The sequence below is a fragment of the Nonomuraea bangladeshensis genome (assembly GCF_039529455.1).
Lineage (GTDB): Bacteria > Actinomycetota > Actinomycetes > Streptosporangiales > Streptosporangiaceae > Nonomuraea > Nonomuraea bangladeshensis.
The window spans coordinates 15,345-34,676 of sequence record NZ_BAAAMV010000015.1 but is presented as its reverse complement, the minus strand read 5'-3'; the positions used below and the strand labels follow the sequence as shown (position 1 = coordinate 34,676).

Annotated in this window: 17 protein-coding genes; 13 read left to right on the top strand and 4 right to left on the bottom strand. The window is 71.9% G+C overall.

Going from position 1 to position 19,332, the window contains the following annotated elements:
• The first annotated feature begins 114 nt into the window (after positions 1-114).
• The 3 genes from ABD292_RS41325 (at position 115) to ABD292_RS41315 (ending at position 2,273) form a co-directional block, all read left to right on the top strand.
• On the top strand, positions 115-894 hold the full coding sequence (locus tag ABD292_RS41325; protein ID WP_344217478.1) for an electron transfer flavoprotein subunit beta/FixA family protein: 780 nt from the start codon (positions 115-117) through the stop codon (positions 892-894).
• Between the two features lie 18 nt (positions 895-912).
• Positions 913-1,866, top strand: a complete 954-nt coding sequence (locus tag ABD292_RS41320; RefSeq protein ID WP_344217476.1) for an electron transfer flavoprotein subunit alpha/FixB family protein — start codon at positions 913-915, stop codon at positions 1,864-1,866.
• Positions 1,867-2,096: 230 nt separating this feature from the next.
• Positions 2,097-2,273: a hypothetical protein gene (locus ABD292_RS41315; RefSeq protein WP_344217474.1), complete on the top strand. Its 177-nt coding sequence runs from the start codon at positions 2,097-2,099 to the stop codon at positions 2,271-2,273.
• Between the two features lie 49 nt (positions 2,274-2,322).
• On the opposite strand, the gene ABD292_RS41310 is transcribed toward ABD292_RS41315, so the two are convergent.
• A complete protein-coding gene (locus ABD292_RS41310; protein WP_344217472.1) occupies positions 2,323-3,516 on the bottom strand; it encodes an MFS transporter in 1,194 nt (397 codons plus the stop codon).
• A 270-nt stretch (positions 3,517-3,786) separates the two neighbouring features.
• Entirely contained in the window at positions 3,787-4,296 is a 510-nt protein-coding gene (locus ABD292_RS41305) for a TetR/AcrR family transcriptional regulator (RefSeq protein WP_344217470.1), read from the bottom strand.
• Between the two features lie 53 nt (positions 4,297-4,349).
• Between ABD292_RS41305 and ABD292_RS41300 the strand changes: the two genes are divergently transcribed.
• The gene (locus ABD292_RS41300; RefSeq protein ID WP_344217468.1) at positions 4,350-5,513 is read left to right on the top strand and encodes a cysteine desulfurase family protein; all 1,164 of its coding nucleotides are present in this window, start codon (positions 4,350-4,352) and stop codon (positions 5,511-5,513) included.
• 85 nt (positions 5,514-5,598) lie between these two features.
• On the opposite strand, the gene ABD292_RS41295 is transcribed toward ABD292_RS41300, so the two are convergent.
• Entirely contained in the window at positions 5,599-6,654 is a 1,056-nt protein-coding gene (locus ABD292_RS41295; RefSeq protein WP_344217466.1) for a DUF695 domain-containing protein, read from the bottom strand.
• 97 nt (positions 6,655-6,751) lie between these two features.
• Here ABD292_RS41295 and mnmA point away from each other — a divergent pair, with 97 nt between their 5' ends.
• Entirely contained in the window at positions 6,752-7,825 is a 1,074-nt protein-coding gene (mnmA, locus tag ABD292_RS41290; RefSeq protein WP_344217464.1) for a tRNA 2-thiouridine(34) synthase MnmA, read from the top strand.
• Here mnmA and ABD292_RS41285 read toward each other — a convergent pair.
• Positions 7,822-8,451: an MBL fold metallo-hydrolase gene (locus ABD292_RS41285; RefSeq protein ID WP_344217462.1), complete on the bottom strand. Its 630-nt coding sequence runs from the start codon at positions 8,449-8,451 to the stop codon at positions 7,822-7,824. The genes mnmA and ABD292_RS41285 overlap by 4 nt on opposite strands.
• 23 nt (positions 8,452-8,474) lie before the next feature.
• On the opposite strand from ABD292_RS41285, the gene ABD292_RS41280 reads away from it, so the two are divergent.
• From ABD292_RS41280 to gatB, 8 genes are all read left to right on the top strand, one after another.
• Complete coding sequence (locus ABD292_RS41280; protein WP_344217460.1) at positions 8,475-9,461, top strand: methionine synthase; 987 nt, start codon at positions 8,475-8,477, stop codon at positions 9,459-9,461.
• An 80-nt stretch (positions 9,462-9,541) separates the two neighbouring features.
• Positions 9,542-11,731, top strand: a complete 2,190-nt coding sequence (gene ligA / locus ABD292_RS41275) for an NAD-dependent DNA ligase LigA (protein ID WP_344217458.1) — start codon at positions 9,542-9,544, stop codon at positions 11,729-11,731.
• A 166-nt stretch (positions 11,732-11,897) separates the two neighbouring features.
• Positions 11,898-13,967 (top strand): putative bifunctional diguanylate cyclase/phosphodiesterase, encoded by a 2,070-nt coding sequence (locus tag ABD292_RS41270; protein WP_344217456.1) that lies wholly within the window; start codon positions 11,898-11,900, stop codon positions 13,965-13,967.
• A gap of 143 nt (positions 13,968-14,110) precedes the next feature.
• Entirely contained in the window at positions 14,111-14,410 is a 300-nt protein-coding gene (gene gatC, locus ABD292_RS41265; protein ID WP_242373478.1) for an Asp-tRNA(Asn)/Glu-tRNA(Gln) amidotransferase subunit GatC, read from the top strand.
• Positions 14,407-15,897, top strand: coding sequence for an Asp-tRNA(Asn)/Glu-tRNA(Gln) amidotransferase subunit GatA (gatA, locus tag ABD292_RS41260; RefSeq protein WP_344217452.1), 1,491 nt, complete (start codon positions 14,407-14,409; stop codon positions 15,895-15,897). Before gatC ends, gatA begins: the two co-directional genes overlap by 4 nt.
• 50 nt (positions 15,898-15,947) lie before the next feature.
• Positions 15,948-17,111, top strand: a complete 1,164-nt coding sequence (locus tag ABD292_RS41255; RefSeq protein WP_344217450.1) for an AAA family ATPase — start codon at positions 15,948-15,950, stop codon at positions 17,109-17,111.
• Complete coding sequence (locus ABD292_RS41250; RefSeq protein WP_344217448.1) at positions 17,108-17,692, top strand: hypothetical protein; 585 nt, start codon at positions 17,108-17,110, stop codon at positions 17,690-17,692. Before ABD292_RS41255 ends, ABD292_RS41250 begins: the two co-directional genes overlap by 4 nt.
• Positions 17,693-17,706: 14 nt before the next feature.
• Positions 17,707-19,194 carry an Asp-tRNA(Asn)/Glu-tRNA(Gln) amidotransferase subunit GatB gene (gatB, locus tag ABD292_RS41245; protein ID WP_344217744.1) on the top strand — a complete coding sequence of 496 codons (1,488 nt, stop codon included), beginning with the start codon at positions 17,707-17,709 and terminating at the stop codon, positions 19,192-19,194.
• Positions 19,195-19,332 lie beyond the last annotated feature (138 nt).

Below are 19,332 nucleotides of genomic sequence, written 5' to 3'. Positions count from 1 at the left end.
AAGCCACCCTCTGCCGGAGGCCGAACAGGCACCTGGCAGTCTGGACAGCATTGCATCCGGCGCCCACCGCAGCGACGCGGTGGCGCACGCGAAACGGGAGGTCGGCCACCGGCCATGAACATCGTCGTCTGCGTGAAGCAGGTCCCCGACACGGCGACCGAGCGCAAGCTGCGGTCCGATGACAAGACGCTCGACCGCGACGCCGCCGACGGCGTGGTCAACGAGCTTGACGAGTACGCGGTCGAGGAGGCGCTGAAGCTCAAGGAAGCGCACGGTGGCGAGGTCACCGTGCTGACCATGGGCCCCGGCAAGGCCACCGAGACCATCCGCAAGGCCCTCGCCATGGGCGCCGACAAGGCCGTGCACCTGAGCGACGACGCGCTCCACGGCTCCGACGCGCTCTCCACCTCGTACGCGATGGCGCAGGTGCTCAAGAAGATCGGCTTCGACCTGGTGATCCTCGGCTCGGAGTCGACCGACGCCCGCACCGGCGTGCTGGCCGCCATGCTGGCCGAGCGCCTCGGCGCCGCGCAGCTCACGCTGGCCAACAAGGTCGAGGTCGAGGGCACCTCGATCCGCGTCCAGCGCATCACCGACTACGGCTTCGACAAGATCGAGGCCACGCTGCCCGCCGTCGTGTCCGTGGTCGAGAAGATCAACGAGCCGCGCTACCCGTCGTTCAAGGGCATCATGGCGGCCAAGAAGAAGCCGGTCGAGACGCTCGCCATCGGCGACGCCTCCATCGACGCCGGACAGGTCGGCCTGGACGCCGCCTGGTCCGAGGTCGTCGACTTCGCCGCGGCCCCGCCGCGCGCCGCCGGCACGATCGTCAAGGACGAGGGCGACGGCGGCGCGAACGCCGCTGACTTCCTCGCGTCCAAGAAGTTCATCTGAGAACGGGGGTTTACTGAAATGTCGGAGATTCTCGTTCTCGTCGAGCAGGTCGAAGGCGAGGTCAAGAAGGTCACGCTGGAGCTGCTCACGCTGGCCCGCTCGCTCGGCACGCCCGCCGCCGTCTGGCTCGGCCCCGGCATCACCGCCGACGCCAAGGCCAAGCTGGCCGAGTACGGCGCCGAGAAGATCTACGTCGGCGGCTCCGAGGAGCTCGTCCAGTACGTGGTGGCGCCCAAGGCCGAGGCCCTGGCCCAGCTCGTGGCCGACAAGTCGCCCGCCGCCGTGCTCGTGGCCGCCACGGCCGAGGGCAAGGAGATCGCCGGCCGCCTGGCCGTCAAGACCGACTCCGGCGTCATCACCGACGCCGTGGGCCTCGGCGAGGGCTTCGTGGCCGACCAGTCCATCTTCGGCGGCGGCGTGAACGTACGCGCCAAGGTCCGCAGGGGCACGCCCATCGTGGCCGTACGCCCCAACTCCACCGCTCCCGCCCCGTCCGCCGGCGCCGGCGCCGAGGAGGAGATCGCGGTCACCCTGTCCGACGCCGCCAAGGCCACGCGCGTGGTCGAGCGGGTCAAGCAGGAGAAGGGCGCCCGCCCCGAGCTGACGGAGGCCGCGATCGTGGTCTCCGGCGGCCGCGGCGTCGGCTCGGCCGAGAACTTCAGCGTCATCGAGGGCCTCGCCGACGCGCTCGGCGCGGCCGTGGGCGCCTCGCGCGCCGCGACGGACGCGGGCTGGTACCCGCACCAGTTCCAGGTCGGCCAGACCGGCAAGACGGTCTCGCCGCAGCTCTACATCGCGGCCGGCATCTCCGGCGCCATCCAGCACCGGGCGGGCATGCAGACCGCGAAGACGATCGTCGCGATCAACAAGGACCCGGAGGCCCCGATCTTCGAGCTGGCCGACTACGGCGTGGTGGGCGACCTGCACCAGGTCGTGCCCCAGCTCACCGAGGAGATCAAGAAGCGCAAGTGACGCACGACGCCGGGATGCGGCATGAACCCGCATCCCGGCACGCGCCGCCCATAGGACCTCCCTAGGGGAGCTTCGCGCAGGGGGCTCGGGCTGTGACCTCGGGGGACACGGCCCCCCGAACCCCCGCTCGAGACCCGCTTCGCCGCTGCGGCGGCGCGTGGGGTGACGGCGAGCATGACCCTCGAAGACGGCGACGCCAGGACTTCGGCGGCCGTTCGACACTCTGACTCATGGAAGCGATCTGCTCGTTCTTCACGGCCAGGCCCACGTGGACGCCCACCCGGCTCAGCGCGTACCGCAGCACGACGCGGAGCGGCGCGTACGTCGACAGGCTGGTGAAGAGCGGGACCACGACCGGGACCTCGCGGCACAGCCGGCCGATGACCACGGCCAGCTCGTCCTCGTAGTCGACGCCGCTGCCCTCCCGGCACGCCGGGAGGGCGGCTGGCGCGGAGGTCAGGCGGCGGCGGGCTCCCGCTCCCTGGTGACGGGGAGCGTGCTCACCGCGGCCGGTTCGCGGCTCGGGAGCAGGCGGCTGGCCAGGGCGATCAGCACGCCGAGCACGACGCCGATGCCGAGCGCGGTACGCAGCGTGGTGGCGTCCGACAGGAAGCCGATCACCACCGGGCCCAGCAACAGGCCCGCGTACCCCATCGCGCCCGCCTGGGCGATCGCCGGGCCGGGGGTGGCGGTCGCCGTTCCGGCCAGGGACAGCGTGAGCGGCGAGATCGTCGCCACGCCGAGGCCGACGAAGAACATCGCGCCCACCGCCACCAGCGCCGCCGGGGCGAGCAGCACGATCCCGAAGAAACCGGCCGTGGCCACGCCGGAGACGGTCAGCATGCCGCGCACGCCGTACCTGACGCGCAGCCGGTCGCCGGTCAGCCGGGCGATCAGCATGCCCGCCTCGAAGACCGGGTAGCCGAGCGCGGCCACGGCCTCGGGGGCGCCGAGCTCGTCGCGCATGTAGAGGCCGTTCCAGTCGGCGACGGTGCCCTCCACCATGAAGGCGAAGAACATGATCGCGCCGAGCAGGTAGACGATCGGCGGCAGGCGCCGGCGGCCGGCGGCGACGGAGCGCTCAGAGGCGGGGGGCTCGGGCAGGTGCGTACGGCCGACCGCGATCATGAGCGGGAGCGCGACCAGCCCGATCAGCGCCACGTTGGCGGTGAACGACAGGCCGACGGCGATGGACAGGCTGCCGACGCCGCCCGCCGTGATCGCGCCGACGCACCAGCCCGCGTGCATGCCGTTCATGAGCGGCCGTCCGTACGCCTGCTCGACCGTGGAGCCCTGGGCGTTCATGGCGACGTCCACCATGCCGAACGCCATCCCGAAGAACGCCACGGCCACCATGAGCAGCGGCAGGTCAGGGGCGAAGGCCACGGCGACCAGGGAGAGCGCGGTCAGGGGGCCGCCGACCCGCAGGACCGTCCTGCTGCCCAGCCGGGCCATGACGCGGCGCATGCTCTGCATGGTCACCAGGGCGCCGACGCCCCAGACCAGCAGCACGGTGCCGACCATGGACTCGGACAGCCCGAGTTTGTCGGTCAGCGCCGGGATGCGCACGGTCATCGTGCCCACCATCAGGCCGGCAAGGACGAAAGTGAGGACCGCCCCGTAGCGGGCACTCCTCAGGGCGCGGGTCATACGGCAACACCTTCCACAGAACAGTTACTTATGGGGATATTTCGGGCGGGCAGCGGCCGGCGAGGCGAGGGCGGGCATGCCGCGCGAAGGTTCGCGCAGGGGGAGAGGGCACACCAAGCCCCCGACGCCGGACGAGCACTGGCGACGGGACGTATGGGACAGATGGGACGGAAAGGGCGAGACAGGAGGGTGGAACAGGATGAGGAGGGAGAAAATTCCAGGGGCCGGCGGGGCCTGGAGGGGAGCCGCGAGGGGCGGTGGAGCCGGACGTCAGGCGGGCGCGAGCAGCGCCCGCAGGCGCGTCTCCAAGGTCCGCAGGTCGGACTCGGTGTTCAGCTCCGGGGCGTGGCTGGCGACATCCCACAACCCTTCACAGGCGAGCCGGACGATCTGCGACGTCACCGGGTCGGGCTCGGCCTCCAGGTCCTCGCGATGCCAGCGGGCCATCGCCTCGCGCAGCGGGGCGAGCAGGAACAGGTTTCCCGACGCGCCCGTGACCACGGCCCAGCGTCGCAGCCGGCCCGTGCGCACCGCCGCCAGGGTCGCCCCCAGGTAGCGCTCGGTGTAGGTGTCGTCCTGCTGGGCTGCCATGAGCTGGTCGAAATCCTCGATCAGCCGCTCGACCATGCCCTTGATCAGGGCTTCCTTCGAGTTGAAGTGGTAGAGCAGCCCGCCCTTGCTGACGCCGGCCCGGTCGGCCACCGCGGAGAGGGTGAGCGCGGCCGAGCCCTGGTCGCAGAGGATCTCCTCCGCCGCGTCCAAAAGCTCGTTCCTTCGCATGCCTCTACTGTACCGGCCGGACGGTACAGTCGCAAACGAGATACCCTGAGCGGGTGACCAGACCGTCCGCCTATCTCGATCATGCCGCGACCACGCCCATGCTGCCCGAGGCGATCGAGGCCATGACGGAGCAACTCCGGCGGGTCGGAAACCCTTCCTCCCTGCACGCGGCCGGCCGGCAGACGCGCCGGGTCGTGGAGGAGTCGCGCGAGAGCATCGCCGACGCGCTCGGCGCCCGGCCCAGCGAGGTCGTGTTCACCTCCGGCGGCACCGAGGCCGACAACCTGGCGATCAAGGGCCTCTACTGGTCGCGCCGGCCCCGGCGGCGGGTGCTGCTCAGCGCCATCGAGCACCACGCCGCGCTCGACCCCGCCCATTGGCTGGCCGAGAGCCAGGGCGCCGAGGTCGAGCTGCTGGAGGTCGACGAGCACAGCATGGTGCACCCCGACACGCTGCGGGCCGCCGTCGAGCGCGACCCCGACGACGTCGCCGTGATCAGCGTGATGTGGGCCAACAACGAGGTCGGCACCATCCAGCCGCTCCACGTGCTCGCGGCCATCGCCCACGACCACGGCATCCCGTTCCACACCGACGCGGTGCAGGCCGTCGGGCAGTTGCCGGTGTCGTTCGCCGCGTCGGGAGCCGACGCGCTCACGCTCACCGGGCACAAGGTCGGCGGCCCGATGGGGGCCGGCGCGCTGCTGCTGGCCCGGGGCCTCACGCCGGTGCCGGTGCAGCACGGCGGCGGCCAGGAGCGCGACGTACGCTCCGGCACCCTCGACGCTCCCGCCATCGCCGGGCTCGCGGCGGCGGTCCGCACCGCGGTCGCGCACCAGGAGGAGACGAGCCGCCACCTGACCGCGCTGCGCGACGAGCTCATCGAACGCGTCCGCCAGGCAGTCCCCGGCGTCGTGCTCAACGGGCATCCCACCCAGCGGCTGCCCGGCAACGCCCACTTCTCCTTCCCCGGCTGCGAGGGCGACGCGCTGCTCATGCTGCTCGACGCCAAGGGAGTGGAGTGCTCGACCGGCTCGGCCTGCTCGGCGGGCGTGGCCCAGCCGTCGCACGTGCTGCTGGCGATGGGGGCCGACGCCGCCGCGGCCAGGGGCTCGCTGCGCTTCTCCCTCGGACACACCTCGACCAGGGAGGACATCGACCGCCTGATCGAGGTGCTGCCCGCCGCCGTCGAACGCGCCCGCCGAGCCGGGTTGAGCTGAGCGCCGCGTCCGAGGGCTGAGCCGCGTCCGAGGATTCAGCCGCGTCCGAGGAGGGCTGAGCGCCGCGTCCGGAGGCTGCCGAGCGCTAGCTGAGGAACGGCGAGACGGCCGTCCAGGCGGGATCGGTGGCGACGTCCACCCGGGGCTCGCCCTCCTCCCAGCTCACGATCAGCTCCTTCGCGTGGATCGCGGCGTCACCGGTCGGATCGGCGTAGACGTGGATGGTCCGCTGCCCCTCCGCGCTCAGGTGCGCGGCCAGCACCGCGTCGTCGCGCAGCTTGAGCAGGCGGGCGGCCAGCCGCTCCTCGAAGTCGCGCAGCGCGGCCAGCGACTCGCCGATCGGCAGCCCGGCCTCGTCGCGGTGCGCGTACGGGAGCGTGATCGCGATGTGCTGGTCGAAGAGCGGATGATCGACCGGCCGCAGCGGGTAGCGGGCGGTGGCCACCAGCGGCGCGCCGCCGGCCGTCTGGCCCTCCAGCAGCACCCACTCCTCCTCGTCGTAGCCCGAGGCGAGGTCGGCGACCACGGCGGGCAGGTGCGGGGCGGCCACGGCGTCGATCGGCTCGAACGTCACCGCCGTGATCTCGCCCACCCACCGGGCCACCTCGTCCTCGCCGAGGAGCCAGTCGAGGGCGAGCAGCGCGGCGTCCAGCCTGACGTCCTCGTCGAGCTCGGCGAAGATCGGGTGGTAGGCGGCGACGTCCACGCGCGGCTGGTTGCGCGGCACCCGCAGGCCCAGCACGAGCTTGTCCAGCGCGAAGTCGAACCCGCCCACGTCCAGCGTCAGCTCGGCCGCCTGCGGGTTGGCCTGCCGCGACGGATGGAACTCCCACAACAGGTCGGCCGGCGGTGCGGCCTTGGCCCAGCGATGCGCGAGCGGGCGCAGCTCGGCGTCGCCCGCCGAGGTCACCACCAGGGCGTGCATGGCGTTGCGGCCGGGCGCGATCTCCCACACCAGGTCGGGGTGCACGGCCGCCACGGCGGGCGCCACCAGGTCCTCGAGCCCGGCGGTGTCGCCCGCGGCCACCAGCGCGTCGACGGCCGGCCTGGTCTCCTCCCACCACGTCCAGAATCCGGCGAGCCCGTCCTCGGATGACCCGCCGCCGTGGTCCTCGGCGTCCTTGCGCCCGAACAGTCGCATGAGCTGAATCCTCGCAGACGTGGGGCGCGCTCGCGCACCCTGTGTCTGTGAGGGGCGCGCTCGCGCACCCCGTGCCGGACAGTACGCTTGAAAGGTCATGGGACTGCGTGTGCTTGCCGCCATGTCGGGCGGCGTCGACTCAGCCGTGGCCGCCGCTCGCATCGCCGAGGCCGGTCACGATGTCACCGGTGTGCACCTCGCGCTGTCGGCCAACCCCCAATCCCATCGCACGGGCGCCCGGGGCTGCTGCACGATCGAGGACTCCCGCGACGCCCGCCGGGCGGCCGACGTGATCGGCATCCCCTTCTACATCTGGGACATGGCCGAGCGTTTCCAGCGCGACGTGATCGAGGACTTCGTCGCCGAGTACGCCGCCGGCCGCACGCCCAACCCGTGCCTGCGCTGCAACGAGAAGATCAAGTTCGCGGCGGTGCTCGACCGGGCGCTGGCGCTCGGGTTCGACGCCGTGGCCACCGGCCACCACGCCCGGCTGACCGACGGCGTGCTGTCCAGGAGCCCCGACCAGGGCAAGGACCAGTCGTACGTGCTGGGCGTGCTCACCCGCGAGCAGCTCGCCCACGCGATCTTCCCGCTCGGTGACTCGACCAAGGCCGAGGTGCGCGCCGAGGCGGCCCGGCGCGGGCTGACGGTCGCCGACAAGCCCGACAGCCACGACATCTGCTTCATCGCCGACGGCGACACGCGCGGCTTCCTCGCCGACCGGCTGGGCGCGGCCGAGGGCCCCATCGTGGACGAGGAGGGCGCGGTCGTCGGCAGCCACCAGGGCGCACACGGGTTCACCGTCGGGCAGCGCAAGGGTCTGCGCATCGACCGGCCCGCGCCCGACGGCCGGCCGCGCTACGTGCTGTCCATCGAGCCGGTGAGCAACACCGTCACGGTCGGGCCGCGTTCGGCGCTGGAGGTCACCACGATCCACTGCGGCCCGCCCGTCTGGAACGGCCCCGACCGGCGTGACGACCTCACCGTCCAGCTCCGCGCCCACGGCGAGGTCTACGGCTGCCGGTTCGCTGAGGTCGCGGGCGGCCTGCGCATCGACCTCGACCGCCCGGCCACCGGAGTGGCGGCGGGCCAGGCGGCCGTGCTCTACTCCGGCGACACGGTCATCGGCTCGGCCACGATCAGGTCGGCGAGCAGGGACCAGCTCGGCTAGAGGGTCACCGACTCGCCGACCGCAAGGCGGCGGATGTCGGCGCCCTGCTTGTCGGCCTCCATCTTGAGCCAGCCGTCCACCAGCGCGAGCCCGATGTCGCTGTAGAGGGCGTCGTGCGTCGAGTACGCCCGCGCCGGCCGCACCGTTCGGAGATAGTTCACCATCTCCGCCAGCCTCAGCCACGGCCCGCCGGTCGGCACCAGCAGCGTGGGCACCTCGGCCGGGGGCACGGTCAGGGCGTCGCCGGGGTAGAAGACCTCGTCGTCCACCAGGAAGCCGACGTTCTGGACGATCTCCATGTCGGGATGGTTGGGCGCGTGCCGCTCGCCGAACACCCGCACGCGGAAACCGGCCGTCTCGAAGGCGTCGCCGTCGCGCACCACCTGCACCTTGGCCGGCACCTCGGACAACTGGGCCGCCACGCCCTCGCACGTGAAGACCTCCAGGCCGGGCGAGGACTCCCGCAGCTTCGCCACGTCCACATGGTCGAAGTGCTCATGCGTGATCAGCACGGCGTCGGCGCCGTCGAGCACCGGGTCCCGGGTGAACGAGCCCGGGTCGATGACGAGGACCTTGCCGTCCTTCTCCAGGCGGACGCAGGCGTGACCGTATTTCGTGAGCTCCATGGCGAAGAGCCTACGCTTGTGCCATGTCAACGTGGGAAGCCACCGGGGTCGGCTCGCACCCGGGCGACGATCATCTTGAGGCGATCCGGGTCGTGTTCGGCGAGGTGCCCGGACTGCCCTATCTGCCCGAGCTGCCCGCACGGGGCGTCGGCGCCGACCTGATCGGCCGGACGGCCTCGCTGCTGGTCGACATGCCCGTCGAGGTGCAGCCGTCGGGCTGGCGGATCGCCGACCGGCCGGGCCGCGACCATCAGCGGGCCGTCGACCACCTGCGGCGCGACCTCGACGGGCTGGAGGAGATCGGCCACGACTACGCGGGGCCGCTCAAGGTGCAGGTGTGCGGGCCGTGGACGCTGGCCGGGGCGATCGAGCTGCGGCACGGCGACAAGATGCTCGCCGACGCGGGGGCCGTACGCGACCTGACGGCCTCGCTGGCGCAGGGCGTGGCCGACCACTGCGCCGAGGTGCGGCGGCGGCTGCCGGGCGTGACGGAGATCGTGCTGCAGCTCGACGAGCCCGGCCTGCCGGGGGCGCTGGCGGGCACGGTGCCGACGGCGTCCGGGTTCGGGCGGCTGGCCGCCGTGGAGGAGTGGCGGGTGGAGGAGTCGCTGGGGCTGTTCGGCGAGCCGGTGGTGCACTGCTGCGCGCCCGCGGTGCCGTTCGCGCTGCTGCGGCGGGCCAAGGCGCGCGGGGTCTCCGTCGACGCCGCCCTGCTGCGGCGGCGGGACGAGGACGAGCTGGGCGAGCTGGTCGAGGACGGGATGACGCTGTTTTTGGGGGTCGTGCCTGGCGCCGGGAGCCGGCTGCCGGACCTCGGGGCGATCGCCAGACCGGCCGTGGAGCTGTGGCGGCGGCTCGGGTTCGCGCCGGACGAGCTGGCCGGGCGGGTCGTGCTCACGCCCGCGTGCGGGCTGGCCGGGGCCTCGCCCGCGTACGCGCGGGCCGCGCTGGCCGCCTGCCGCAAGGCCGCCCGGGTGCTCAAGGACGATCCGGCGGGCGGCGAGGGCTAACGGCACGCCTTCGTGAGCACGGTGTTGTCGGTGCTCAGCGGTAGCGTTTGCTCAGGTTGCCGTACGGAAGGAGAGCCCGCGTGAGCGAGTCAAGCACCGAGGTCCAGGGCGTGCCCGTGGCCGCGCTCAAGCGGCACGCCGAGCTGAGCGATCTGGTCGAGGACGCCCGCTGGCGCTACTACGTGCTCGACCAGCCGACGGTCAGTGACGCGCAGTTCGACGCGTGGTTCAGGGAGCTGCTGGCCCTGGAGGAGGCCCATCCGTCGTTGCAGACGCCCGACTCGCCGACCCAGAAGGTGGGGGCGCCGCCCTCGGGCGACTTCGCCAAGGTCCAGCACCTGGCCAGGATGGAGAGCCTCGACAACGCGTTCACCCCCGAGGACATGGCGGCCTGGCAGGCCCGCGCCGAGCGGCTGGCCGAGGGCGATCCGGGGCCCTACCTCTGCGAGCTGAAGATCGACGGCCTGGCCATCGCGCTGGTCTACCGTGACGGCAGGCTGGAGCGGGGCGCCACCCGCGGCGACGGGCGCACCGGCGACGACGTGACCGACAACGTGCGCACGATCCAGGGCGTGCCCCACCGGCTCACCGGCGACGACGTGCCGAGCCTGGTCGAGGTGCGCGGCGAGGTCTACATCCCGGTCGAGGGCTTCAAACGGCTCAACGAGCAGCTCGTCGAGCAGGGCAAGCCGCCCTTCGCCAACCCGCGCAACTCCGCCGCGGGCACCCTCCGCCAGAAGGACCCGCGGGTCACCGCGCAGCGGCCGCTGCGGATGCTGGTGCACGGCGTCGGCGTCTGGGAGGGGGCGGCCGCGCCGCGCACGCAGTCGGAGACCTACGCGCGGCTGCGCGAGTTCGGGCTGCCGGTCAGCGACCTCTACCAGGTGGTGCCGACGCTCACCGAGGTCAACGAGTTCATCGAGCACTACCGGGTGCACCGGCACGACCCGGCGTACGAGATCGACGGGGTCGTGGTCAAGGTCGACGACCTGCGCACGCAGCGCGAGCTGGGCTCGACCTCGCGGGCGCCGCGCTGGGCGATGGCCTTCAAATACCCGCCCGAGGAGGTCAACACCAAGCTCCTCGACATCCAGGTGGGGGTGGGGCGCACCGGGCGGGTGACGCCGTTCGCGGTGATGGAGCCGGTGGTGGTGTCCGGGTCCACGGTCGAGCGGGCCACGCTGCACAACGCCGCGATCGTGCAGAAGAAGGGCGTGCTCATCGGCGACACGGTCGTGCTGCGCAAGGCGGGCGACGTCATCCCCGAGGTCGTGGGCCCGGTGACGGCGCTGCGCGACGGCTCCGAGCGGGAGTTCGTCATGCCGACGCACTGCCCCGAGTGCGGCACGCGGCTCGCGTACGAGAAGGAGGGCGACGCCGACCTGCGCTGCCCCAACGCGCGGGCCTGCCCGGCGCAGATCCGCGAGCGCGTCTACTTCGCGGCCGGGCGGCGGGCGCTCGACATCGACGGGCTCGGCTACGTCGCGGCCACCGCGCTCTCCCAGCCGCTGCCGCCGCAGGAGCCGGTGGTGCGCACCGAGGCCGACCTGTTCGACCTCACGCTGGAGCAGCTGCTGCCCATCAGGTCCGTGGTCCGCGACCCCGACTCCGGCCTGCCCAAGATCGACCCGAAGACCGGCGAGGAGAAGGTCGTCACCCTCTTCTCCAACCAGAACGGCGAGCCCAGCGCCGGGGCCCGGCTGCTCATCGAGGAGCTGGAGCGGGCCAAGCAGGTTCCGCTCGCGCAGCTCCTGGTGGCGCTGTCGATCCGGCACGTCGGGCCGCCCACGGCGCGCGACCTCGCGGGCGCCCTACGCTCGATCGACGCGATCATGAACGCGTCCGAGGAGGAGCTGGCCGCGATCGAGGGCATCGGGCCGCGGGTGGCGGCGACGATCAAGGAGTGGTTCGAGGTCGACTGGCACCGGGAGATCATCGAGCGGTGGCGGGCCGCCGGGGTGCGGATGGAGGACGAGCCCGCGCCGGAGAAGGGGCCGCAGACGCTCGAAGGGCTGACGTTCGTGGTGACGGGGACCCTGGAGGGCTACACGCGCGACTCGGCCTCCGACGCGATCGCCGCGCGGGGCGGCAAGGTGGCCTCGTCGGTGTCGAAGAAGACGTCGTTCCTGATCGCGGGGGACAACGCGGGGTCGAAGTACGACAAGGCGGTGACGCTCGGGGTGCCGATCCTGGACGGGGCCGGGTTCGCGGTGCTGCTGGAGGAAGGGCCGGAGGCGGCGGCCGCGGCGGCGGTCAAGCCGGAGGAGTGAACTGCCTGTACCGGGAGGGCCGGTACGCACCGGGCAGGGTTTGCTACGTACGGTGGTTTTTGGGTATATGTCGGAAAGGAGAATTACGGACCGTACGCGCTTGGTTTCGCGAAGTGGGCTGAAGGTCGTACCCTCCCATAGTGACCTCATGGGGGTTCTGTTATCGATGACTGACCCAACCGACACCCGCGACACCGGACCACGCGTCGGCACGCCGCTCTGGGCGTTCCTCGCCGGCATCACGGTGATCGGCTTCACCGCTCTGCTCGTGGCCATGCTCAGGCTCGACGCCACGGGGCTCACCGCGCTGGCCCGCACCGCGCTGTTCTGGGTGCTGGTGGTCCTCGTGATCCTCGGCGAGCTGCGGCCCGTGATGGTGTCCTCCGCCGCCTCGGTGGGCGGCACCTACCCGTCCACCATGTTCACCTTCGCCGTGCTGCTGCACTACGGGCTGCCGGTCGCGGTGCTGCTGCAGGCCGTCGCGGTCGCGCTCAACGGCGTGCTGACGCGCAAGGCGTGGCACCGGGTCATGTTCAACATCGCGCAGTCCACCCTCGCGCTCACCGCAGCGGCCGTGGTCCTCGGGGCGTTCGGCATCGCGCCGAGCCCGTCCGTGCCCTGGGAGCCCGACGTGCCCGGCCTGGTGCCGATCGCGCTGGCCGGGATCGCCTACTTCGCCACCCGCGCCACCCTCGTCTGCGGCGCGGTCGCGCTGCACGAACGGCGCTCGATCGTCCGGGTGCTGCGGGTCACCGTGGGGCCGCAGGGCCTCGTCTACGTCGCGCTGCTCGGCATGGCGCCGCTGGTCGTCGTGGTCATGAACCACACGCCCGGCCTCGTGCCGCTGTTCGTCGCGCCGCTCGCGGCCGTCTACTTCACCGCCACCCTGTCCATGCGCCGCGACCACCAGGCGATGCACGACGAGCTGACCGGCCTGCCCAACCGCAAGATGCTCATCGTGAGCACCGAGGAGGCGCTGGCCGAGGCCCGCCACGACGAGCGGGTCGGCCTGTTCCTGCTCGACCTCGACCGGTTCAAGGAGGTCAACGACACGATGGGCCACCCGGTGGGCGACCGGCTGCTGCAGATGGTCGCGCACCGCCTGACCCACTCCGTGCGGCCCGGCGACGTGGTGGCCCGGCTGGGCGGCGACGAGTTCGCCGTGCTGCTGCCCTCGATCCGCGACACCCATGCGGCCCGCGAGGTCGCGGCCCGGCTGCGCGCGGCGCTGACCGAGCCGGTGCGGCTGGAGGGCATGACGTTCGACGTGGACGCCTCGGTCGGCATCGCGCTCTACCCGGACCACGCCCCCGACTTCGAGCTGCTGCTCCAGCGCGCCGACGTGGCGATGTACCTCGCCAAGGAGGGACGCACCGGCGTCGAGCTCTACCAGCCGGACAAGGACCGCAACTCGCCCGAACGGCTGACGTTACTGGGTGACCTGCGACGCGCCATCGACGGCGGCGAGCTGCGCCTGCACTACCAGCCCGCGGTCGGGCTGGGCAGCGGCGCGGTGCGGGGCGTGGAGGCGCTGCTGCGCTGGCGGCACCCGGTGCACGGGATGATCCCGCCGTCGGAGTTCGTGCCGCTGGCGGAGCAGTCCTACCTGATGCGGCAGCTCACGGCGTACGTGATCGAGCAGGCGCTGGCGCAGGCCGCGTGCTGGTGGCACGGCGGGCTGCGGGTGCCGGTCTCGGTCAACATCTCGGCCCGCGACCTGCTCGACTCCGCGCTGCCCGAGCAGCTGGAGGTGGGGCTGGCCCGCTACGGGCTGCCGCCCGCGGCCATCCAGCTGGAGGTGACCGAGCGCATACTGACCGGCGACCAGGCCTACACGCAGGAGACCATCAAGGCGCTCGTCACGCTGGGCGTGCCGCTGTCGCTGGACGACTTCGGCACCGGCTACTCCTCGCTCATCCGGCTGCAGCGGCTGGCGGTGTCCGAGGTCAAGATCGACGCCTCGTTCGTCCGCAGGATCGCCGAGTCCGAGGACGACGACCGGATCGTCCGCTCGATCGTCGACCTGGTGCGCTCGCTCGGGCTGCGCTCGGTCGCCGAGGGCGTCGAGTCGGACGACGTCGCCATGCGGCTGGCCGAGATGGGCTGCGACGTGGGGCAGGGGTGGCTGTTCGGCGAGCCGATGCCGGCCGCGGAGATGACGGCCTGGCTGCGCGAGCGCGCCGGGGCCCTGTCCGCCGAGTACGGCTACCAGCCCGAGGTGACCCACACCGCCTGACCATGCCGCCGTGCTTCGTGGGAGCGCTTCCACGGATCGCCGCGCGGATGTTGCCAGGGGGTTAATCGTTCGGGTGCGCTGCGTCAAGCCCCCTAGGATGGCAGTGTCCAAAGACTCCATCCACGAAACGGGTTAAACGACTCATGTCCGCCATAACCCGCGACGAGGTCGCACACCTGGCCCGGTTGTCCAGGCTGGCGCTCACGGACGACGAGCTCGACCACTACGCCACCCAACTCGATGCCATCATCGAGTCGGTCGCGAAGGTGGCCGAGGTCGCGGCCGAGGACGTTCCGCCTTCGTCGCACGCGCTTCCGCTCACCAATGTCTTCCGTGCCGACGAGGTGCGGCCGTCCCTGACCCCCGAGCAGGCGCTCTCCGGCGCGCCCGCCGTCGAGGACGACCGCTTCCAGGTGCCGCGCATCCTCGGGGAGGAGGCATGAGTCTCATCCGCAAGACCGCCGCCGAGCTGGGCTCGATGATCGCCGCGGGCGAGGTGTCGGCCGTCGAGGTGGCCGAGGCGCACCTCGACCGCATGGCCGAGGTGGAGCCCAAGGTCCAGGCGTTCCTGCACGTCGACCGCGAGGTGACGCTGGAGCAGGCGCGGGCGGTCGACGCCCGGCTGCGCGCGGGCGAGAAGCTGGGCCCGCTGGCCGGCGTGCCGATCGCGCACAAGGACATCTTCACCACCCGCGACATGCCGACCACGGCCGCGTCCAAGATCCTGGAGGGCTGGCGGCCCCCCTACGACGCGACCGTCACCGCCCGGCTGCGCGAGGCCGGGCTGGTCATCCTCGGCAAGACCAACCTCGACGAGTTCGCCATGGGCTCCTCGACGGAGAACTCCGCCTACCACGTCACCCGCAACCCGTGGGACCTGACGCGGGTGCCCGGCGGCTCCTCCGGCGGCTCCAGCGCCGCGGTGGCGGCCTACGAGGCGCCGCTGTCCACCGGCACCGACACCGGCGGCTCGATCCGGCAGCCGGCCTCGGTCACCGGCATCGTGGGCATGAAGCCGACCTACGGCGGCTCGTCCCGCTACGGCCTCATCGCCTTCGCCAGCTCGCTCGACACGCCGGGCCCCTTCGCCCGCAACGTGCTCGACGCGGCGCTGCTGCACGAGGCGTTCTCCGGCCACGACCCGATGGACTCCACCTCCATCGACGCGCCGGTCCCGAGCGTGGTCGAGGCGGCCCGCAACCCCGACATCGCCGGCCTGCGCGTCGGCGTCGTCAAGGAGTTCTCCGGCGAGGGCTACCAGACCGGCGTGCTGGCCCGCTACCACGAGGCCGTCAAGCTGCTGGAGTCGCTGGGCGCCACCGTGGTCGAGGTCTCCTGCCCGTCGTTCACCACGGCGCTGCCGGCCTACTACCTGATCGCGCCGTCGGAGTGCTCGTCCAACCTGGCCCGTTTCGACGCCATGCGCTACGGCCTGCGCGTCGGCGACGACGGCGGACGCAGCGCCGAGGAGGTCATGGCGCTGACCCGCGCCGCCGGCTTCGGCCCTGAGGTCAAGCGGCGGATCATGCTGGGCACGTACGCGCTGTCCAGCGGCTACTACGACGCCTACTACGGCCAGGCGCAGAAGGTCCGCACCGTCATCGCGCGCGAGTTCGAGGCCGCCTACCAGCAGGTCGACGTCCTGGTCTCGCCGACCACGCCGACCACGGCGTTCCCGATCGGCGAGCGCGCCGACGACCCGATGGCGATGTACCTCGCCGACCTGTGCACCATCCCGTCCAACCTCGCGGGCAACGCCGCCATGTCGGTGCCGTGCGGCCTCGCCGACGAGGACGGCCTGCCGGTCGGCCTCCAGATCATGGCCCCGGTGCTCGCCGACGACCGCTGCTACCGCGTCGGCGCCGCCATCGAGCACGCCCTGGAAAGCCGCTGGGGCGGCAGCCTCCTGGCCCAGGCCCCGGAGCTGTAGGACTGCGGGCTGTCAGACGCGGACTGCAGGACGAGGGAGGAGACGGCGGCATGCTCACGCGCATCGAGATCGACGGGTTCAAGTCCTTCCTGGACTTCGCCCTCGACGTGCCGCCGTTCCTCGCCCTCGTGGGCCCGAACTCAAGCGGCAAGTCCAACCTGCTGGACGCGCTGGACTTCGTGGCGGCCGCGGCCCGTGGCGGGGAGGAGGCGTTCTTCACCGCCAAACGTGGCCGCGCCCACCAGCTTTTCCACCGGCCGGCCCGGGGAATGCCGCGGAGCGAGTTCCAGATCCGGCTCAGGTTGCTGGCTGAGCAGGGCTCGGGCGTGCGACCGGTCCGTCTGGACACGACGGCGCGTTATCGCCCGGACCCCGCACGTGCGGTCGTGGAGCAGTCGCGACTGCTCCCTTGGGCTCCGGGGGAGCGTGACAGGCTGCCCGAAGCAGTGAAGGAGTGCTGGGCCGCGGAGTTCGATGCAGTGGACTGCGTGGAGGGCGAGCACCCGGAGCTCTCCTCGACACCTGCCGCCATGGTCGACTGGCGCTGGTACGAACCAGAGCCGCGGGCCATGCGCGAGGTGGCGTCGGCGGCCGACCGTCGTCCGCTCCTTTCCGACGGTTCGAACGTGGCCGCCGTGCTGGGCAGGCTCAGCGCCACGGAGGCCCTCGACAGGGTCGCTCTTGATCTGGCGGCGCTCATCCCGGACGTCATCGGTGTCGTGCCCTTCCACGACGAACGCCGGCAGGAATGGTCCTTCGACCTGATGGTGGACGGACAGGGCGCCGTGCCCAGCGCGCTGCTCTCCGACGGCACACTGAGGATCCTGGGGCTGCTGGCGGCCCTGCACGACCCGGATCATGCGGGCGTGCTGCTGATCGAGGAGATCGAGAACGGCCTGCATCCCAGCCGAATGGCCGAGTTGCTGCGCCGTGTCCAGCGGCTGGTGACGGATCTCGGTGACCGCGAGGCGCTGCGGCGGCCCCTGCGGCAGGTGATCCTCACGACACATTCACCCGTGGTGGTCTCCGAGCTTTACCGGCTCCGGCCGGACGCGTTGGTCTTTCTGGACAGCGTCGCCCGGGTGGATCCGGAACAGAAGGGGATGTCCCGGGTCACGGTTGCCAAGCCGGTGCGCGACGAGGGCCGGCCCGGCACCTTCGTCTCCCCGCGGCAGGTGCGGCGCTATCTCAGCGCCGTGGAGATACCCGGATGAGCCGCCCGCTGGTGCCCGGCCTGATCGCAGAAGGGGAGACTGACGAGATCTTCCTGGGGCTGGTGATCTTCAGGCAGCTGCGGGAGTTGACGTGGTCGTCAGGGCGGTGCGTGGTCGACGTCGAGCCGACCGAGATCGCCTCCTGCCGGTCGATCCGTGGCCAGACGCGCGTGACGAGCGCGCTGACCGACCTGGCAGCCGACTGCCACGTGCTGTTCGTGCACAACGATCATCGCGAACGCGGCAAGGCGGAGGCCGTCCTGGCAGGTCTGCGGCTTCCGGTCATCGGCCTGATACCGGTGAAGGAGACCGAGGCATGGCTCCTGGCCGATCGGCAGGTCTGGGGCGGACTCAAGGGCGTCGACCTGCGACCTCTGCCCGGCAGTCCGGGTGAGGTGGAGAAGGTCGCCGACCCTAAGAAGCTCCTGGACGAGGTCGTCGGGGGGCAGGACTGGCCGGTCCGCGATTACTTCGAATACATAGGCAGAAATATCGACCTCGACGTCTTGGGGCAGGTGCCCGCCTACGCCGCTTGGGTTGCCGAGGCGAAGAACGTACTGAAAGGACTTGGTTACTTGTGAGCACGCACACGCTCATGCCGTACGACGAAGCGCTGGAGCGGTTCGAGCCGGTGCTCGGGCTGGAGACGCACGTCGAGCTGGGCACCAGGTCGAAGATGTTCTGCGGCTGCAAGACCACCTTCGGCGCTCCGCCCAACACGCAGGTCTGCCCGACCTGCCTGGCGCTGCCGGGCTCGCTGCCGGTGGCCAACGCCATGGCGATCGAGTCGACGATCCGCATCGGCCTGGCGCTCAACTGCTCGATCGCCGAGTGGTGCCGCTTCGCCCGGAAGAACTACTTCTATCCGGACATGCCGAAGAACTACCAGATCTCCCAGTACGACGAGCCGCTCTGCTTCGACGGCTACCTCGACGTCGAGGTGAACGGGGAGACCGTGCGCATCGGCATCGAGCGGGTGCACCTGGAGGAGGACACCGGCAAGTCCACCCACGTGGGCGGCGCGACCGGGCGCATCCACGGGGCCGACCACTCGATCGTCGACTACAACCGGGCGGGCATCCCGCTGGTCGAGATCGTCACCAAGCCCATCCCCGGCACCGACCGGCTCGCGCCCGAGGTCGCCCGCGCGTACGTCACCGAGCTGCGCGAGATCATGCGCTCGCTCGGCGTCTCCGACGTGCGCATGGAGGAGGGCTCGCTGCGCTGCGACGTCAACGTCTCGCTGATGCCGCGCGGCGCGTCGGAGTGGGGCACCCGCACCGAGACCAAGAACGTCAACTCCCTGCGCAGCGTCGAGCGGGCCGTGCGGAGCGAGATCGAGCGGCAGGCCGCCGTCCTCGCCGACGGCGGCACGATCGTCCAAGAGACGCGGCACTTCCACGAGGACACCGGCACCACCACGTCCGGCCGTTCCAAGGAGGAGGCGCAGGACTACCGCTACTTCCCCGAGCCCGACCTGGTGCCGATCGCGCCCGACCCCGCGTGGGTGGCCGAGCTGAAGGCGGCGCTGCCCGAGCTGCCGTCGGTGCGGCGCAAGCGGCTGCAGGCCGAGTGGGGGCTGTCCGACCTCGACATGCAGGCCATGCACAACGCCGACGCGTTCGACCTGGTCGAGGCGACGGTGGCGGCCGGCGCGCCGGCGGCCGACGCGCGCAAGTGGTGGATGGGCGAGCTGGCCCGCCGCGCCAACGAGACCGGCGTGCCGCTGGCCGAGCTGGCCATCACGCCGGCGCAGGTCGCGCGGGTGACCGAGCTGGTCGCCTCCGGCGCGCTCAACGACAAGCTGGCGCGCGAGGTGCTGGAGGGCGTGCTCGGCGGCGAGGGCGACCCTGACGCGGTCGTCGAGGCGCGCGGGCTGAAGATCGTCAACGACGAGGGCGAGCTGTCGGCGATCATCGACCAGGTGCTGGCCGACAACGCCGACGCGGCCGACAAGGTACGCGCAGGAAAGATCGCCGCCGCCGGCGCGCTGGTCGGCGGCGTCATGCGGGCCAGCAAGGGCAAGGCGGACGCCGCCCGCGCCCGCCAGCTCATCCTGGAGAAGCTGGGCGTGTCCGAGTAACCGTACGGACGTGTGGTCAGGGGCCTCGTCGCTACGGCGGCGGGGCCCTCGTACGTGGGCAGGGCCGGTCCTAGGACCGATTGCCGAGGCGGAGCGGCACCCCCGCCGGAGGTGCGGCGCGCCGGCAGGCCGTAGGTT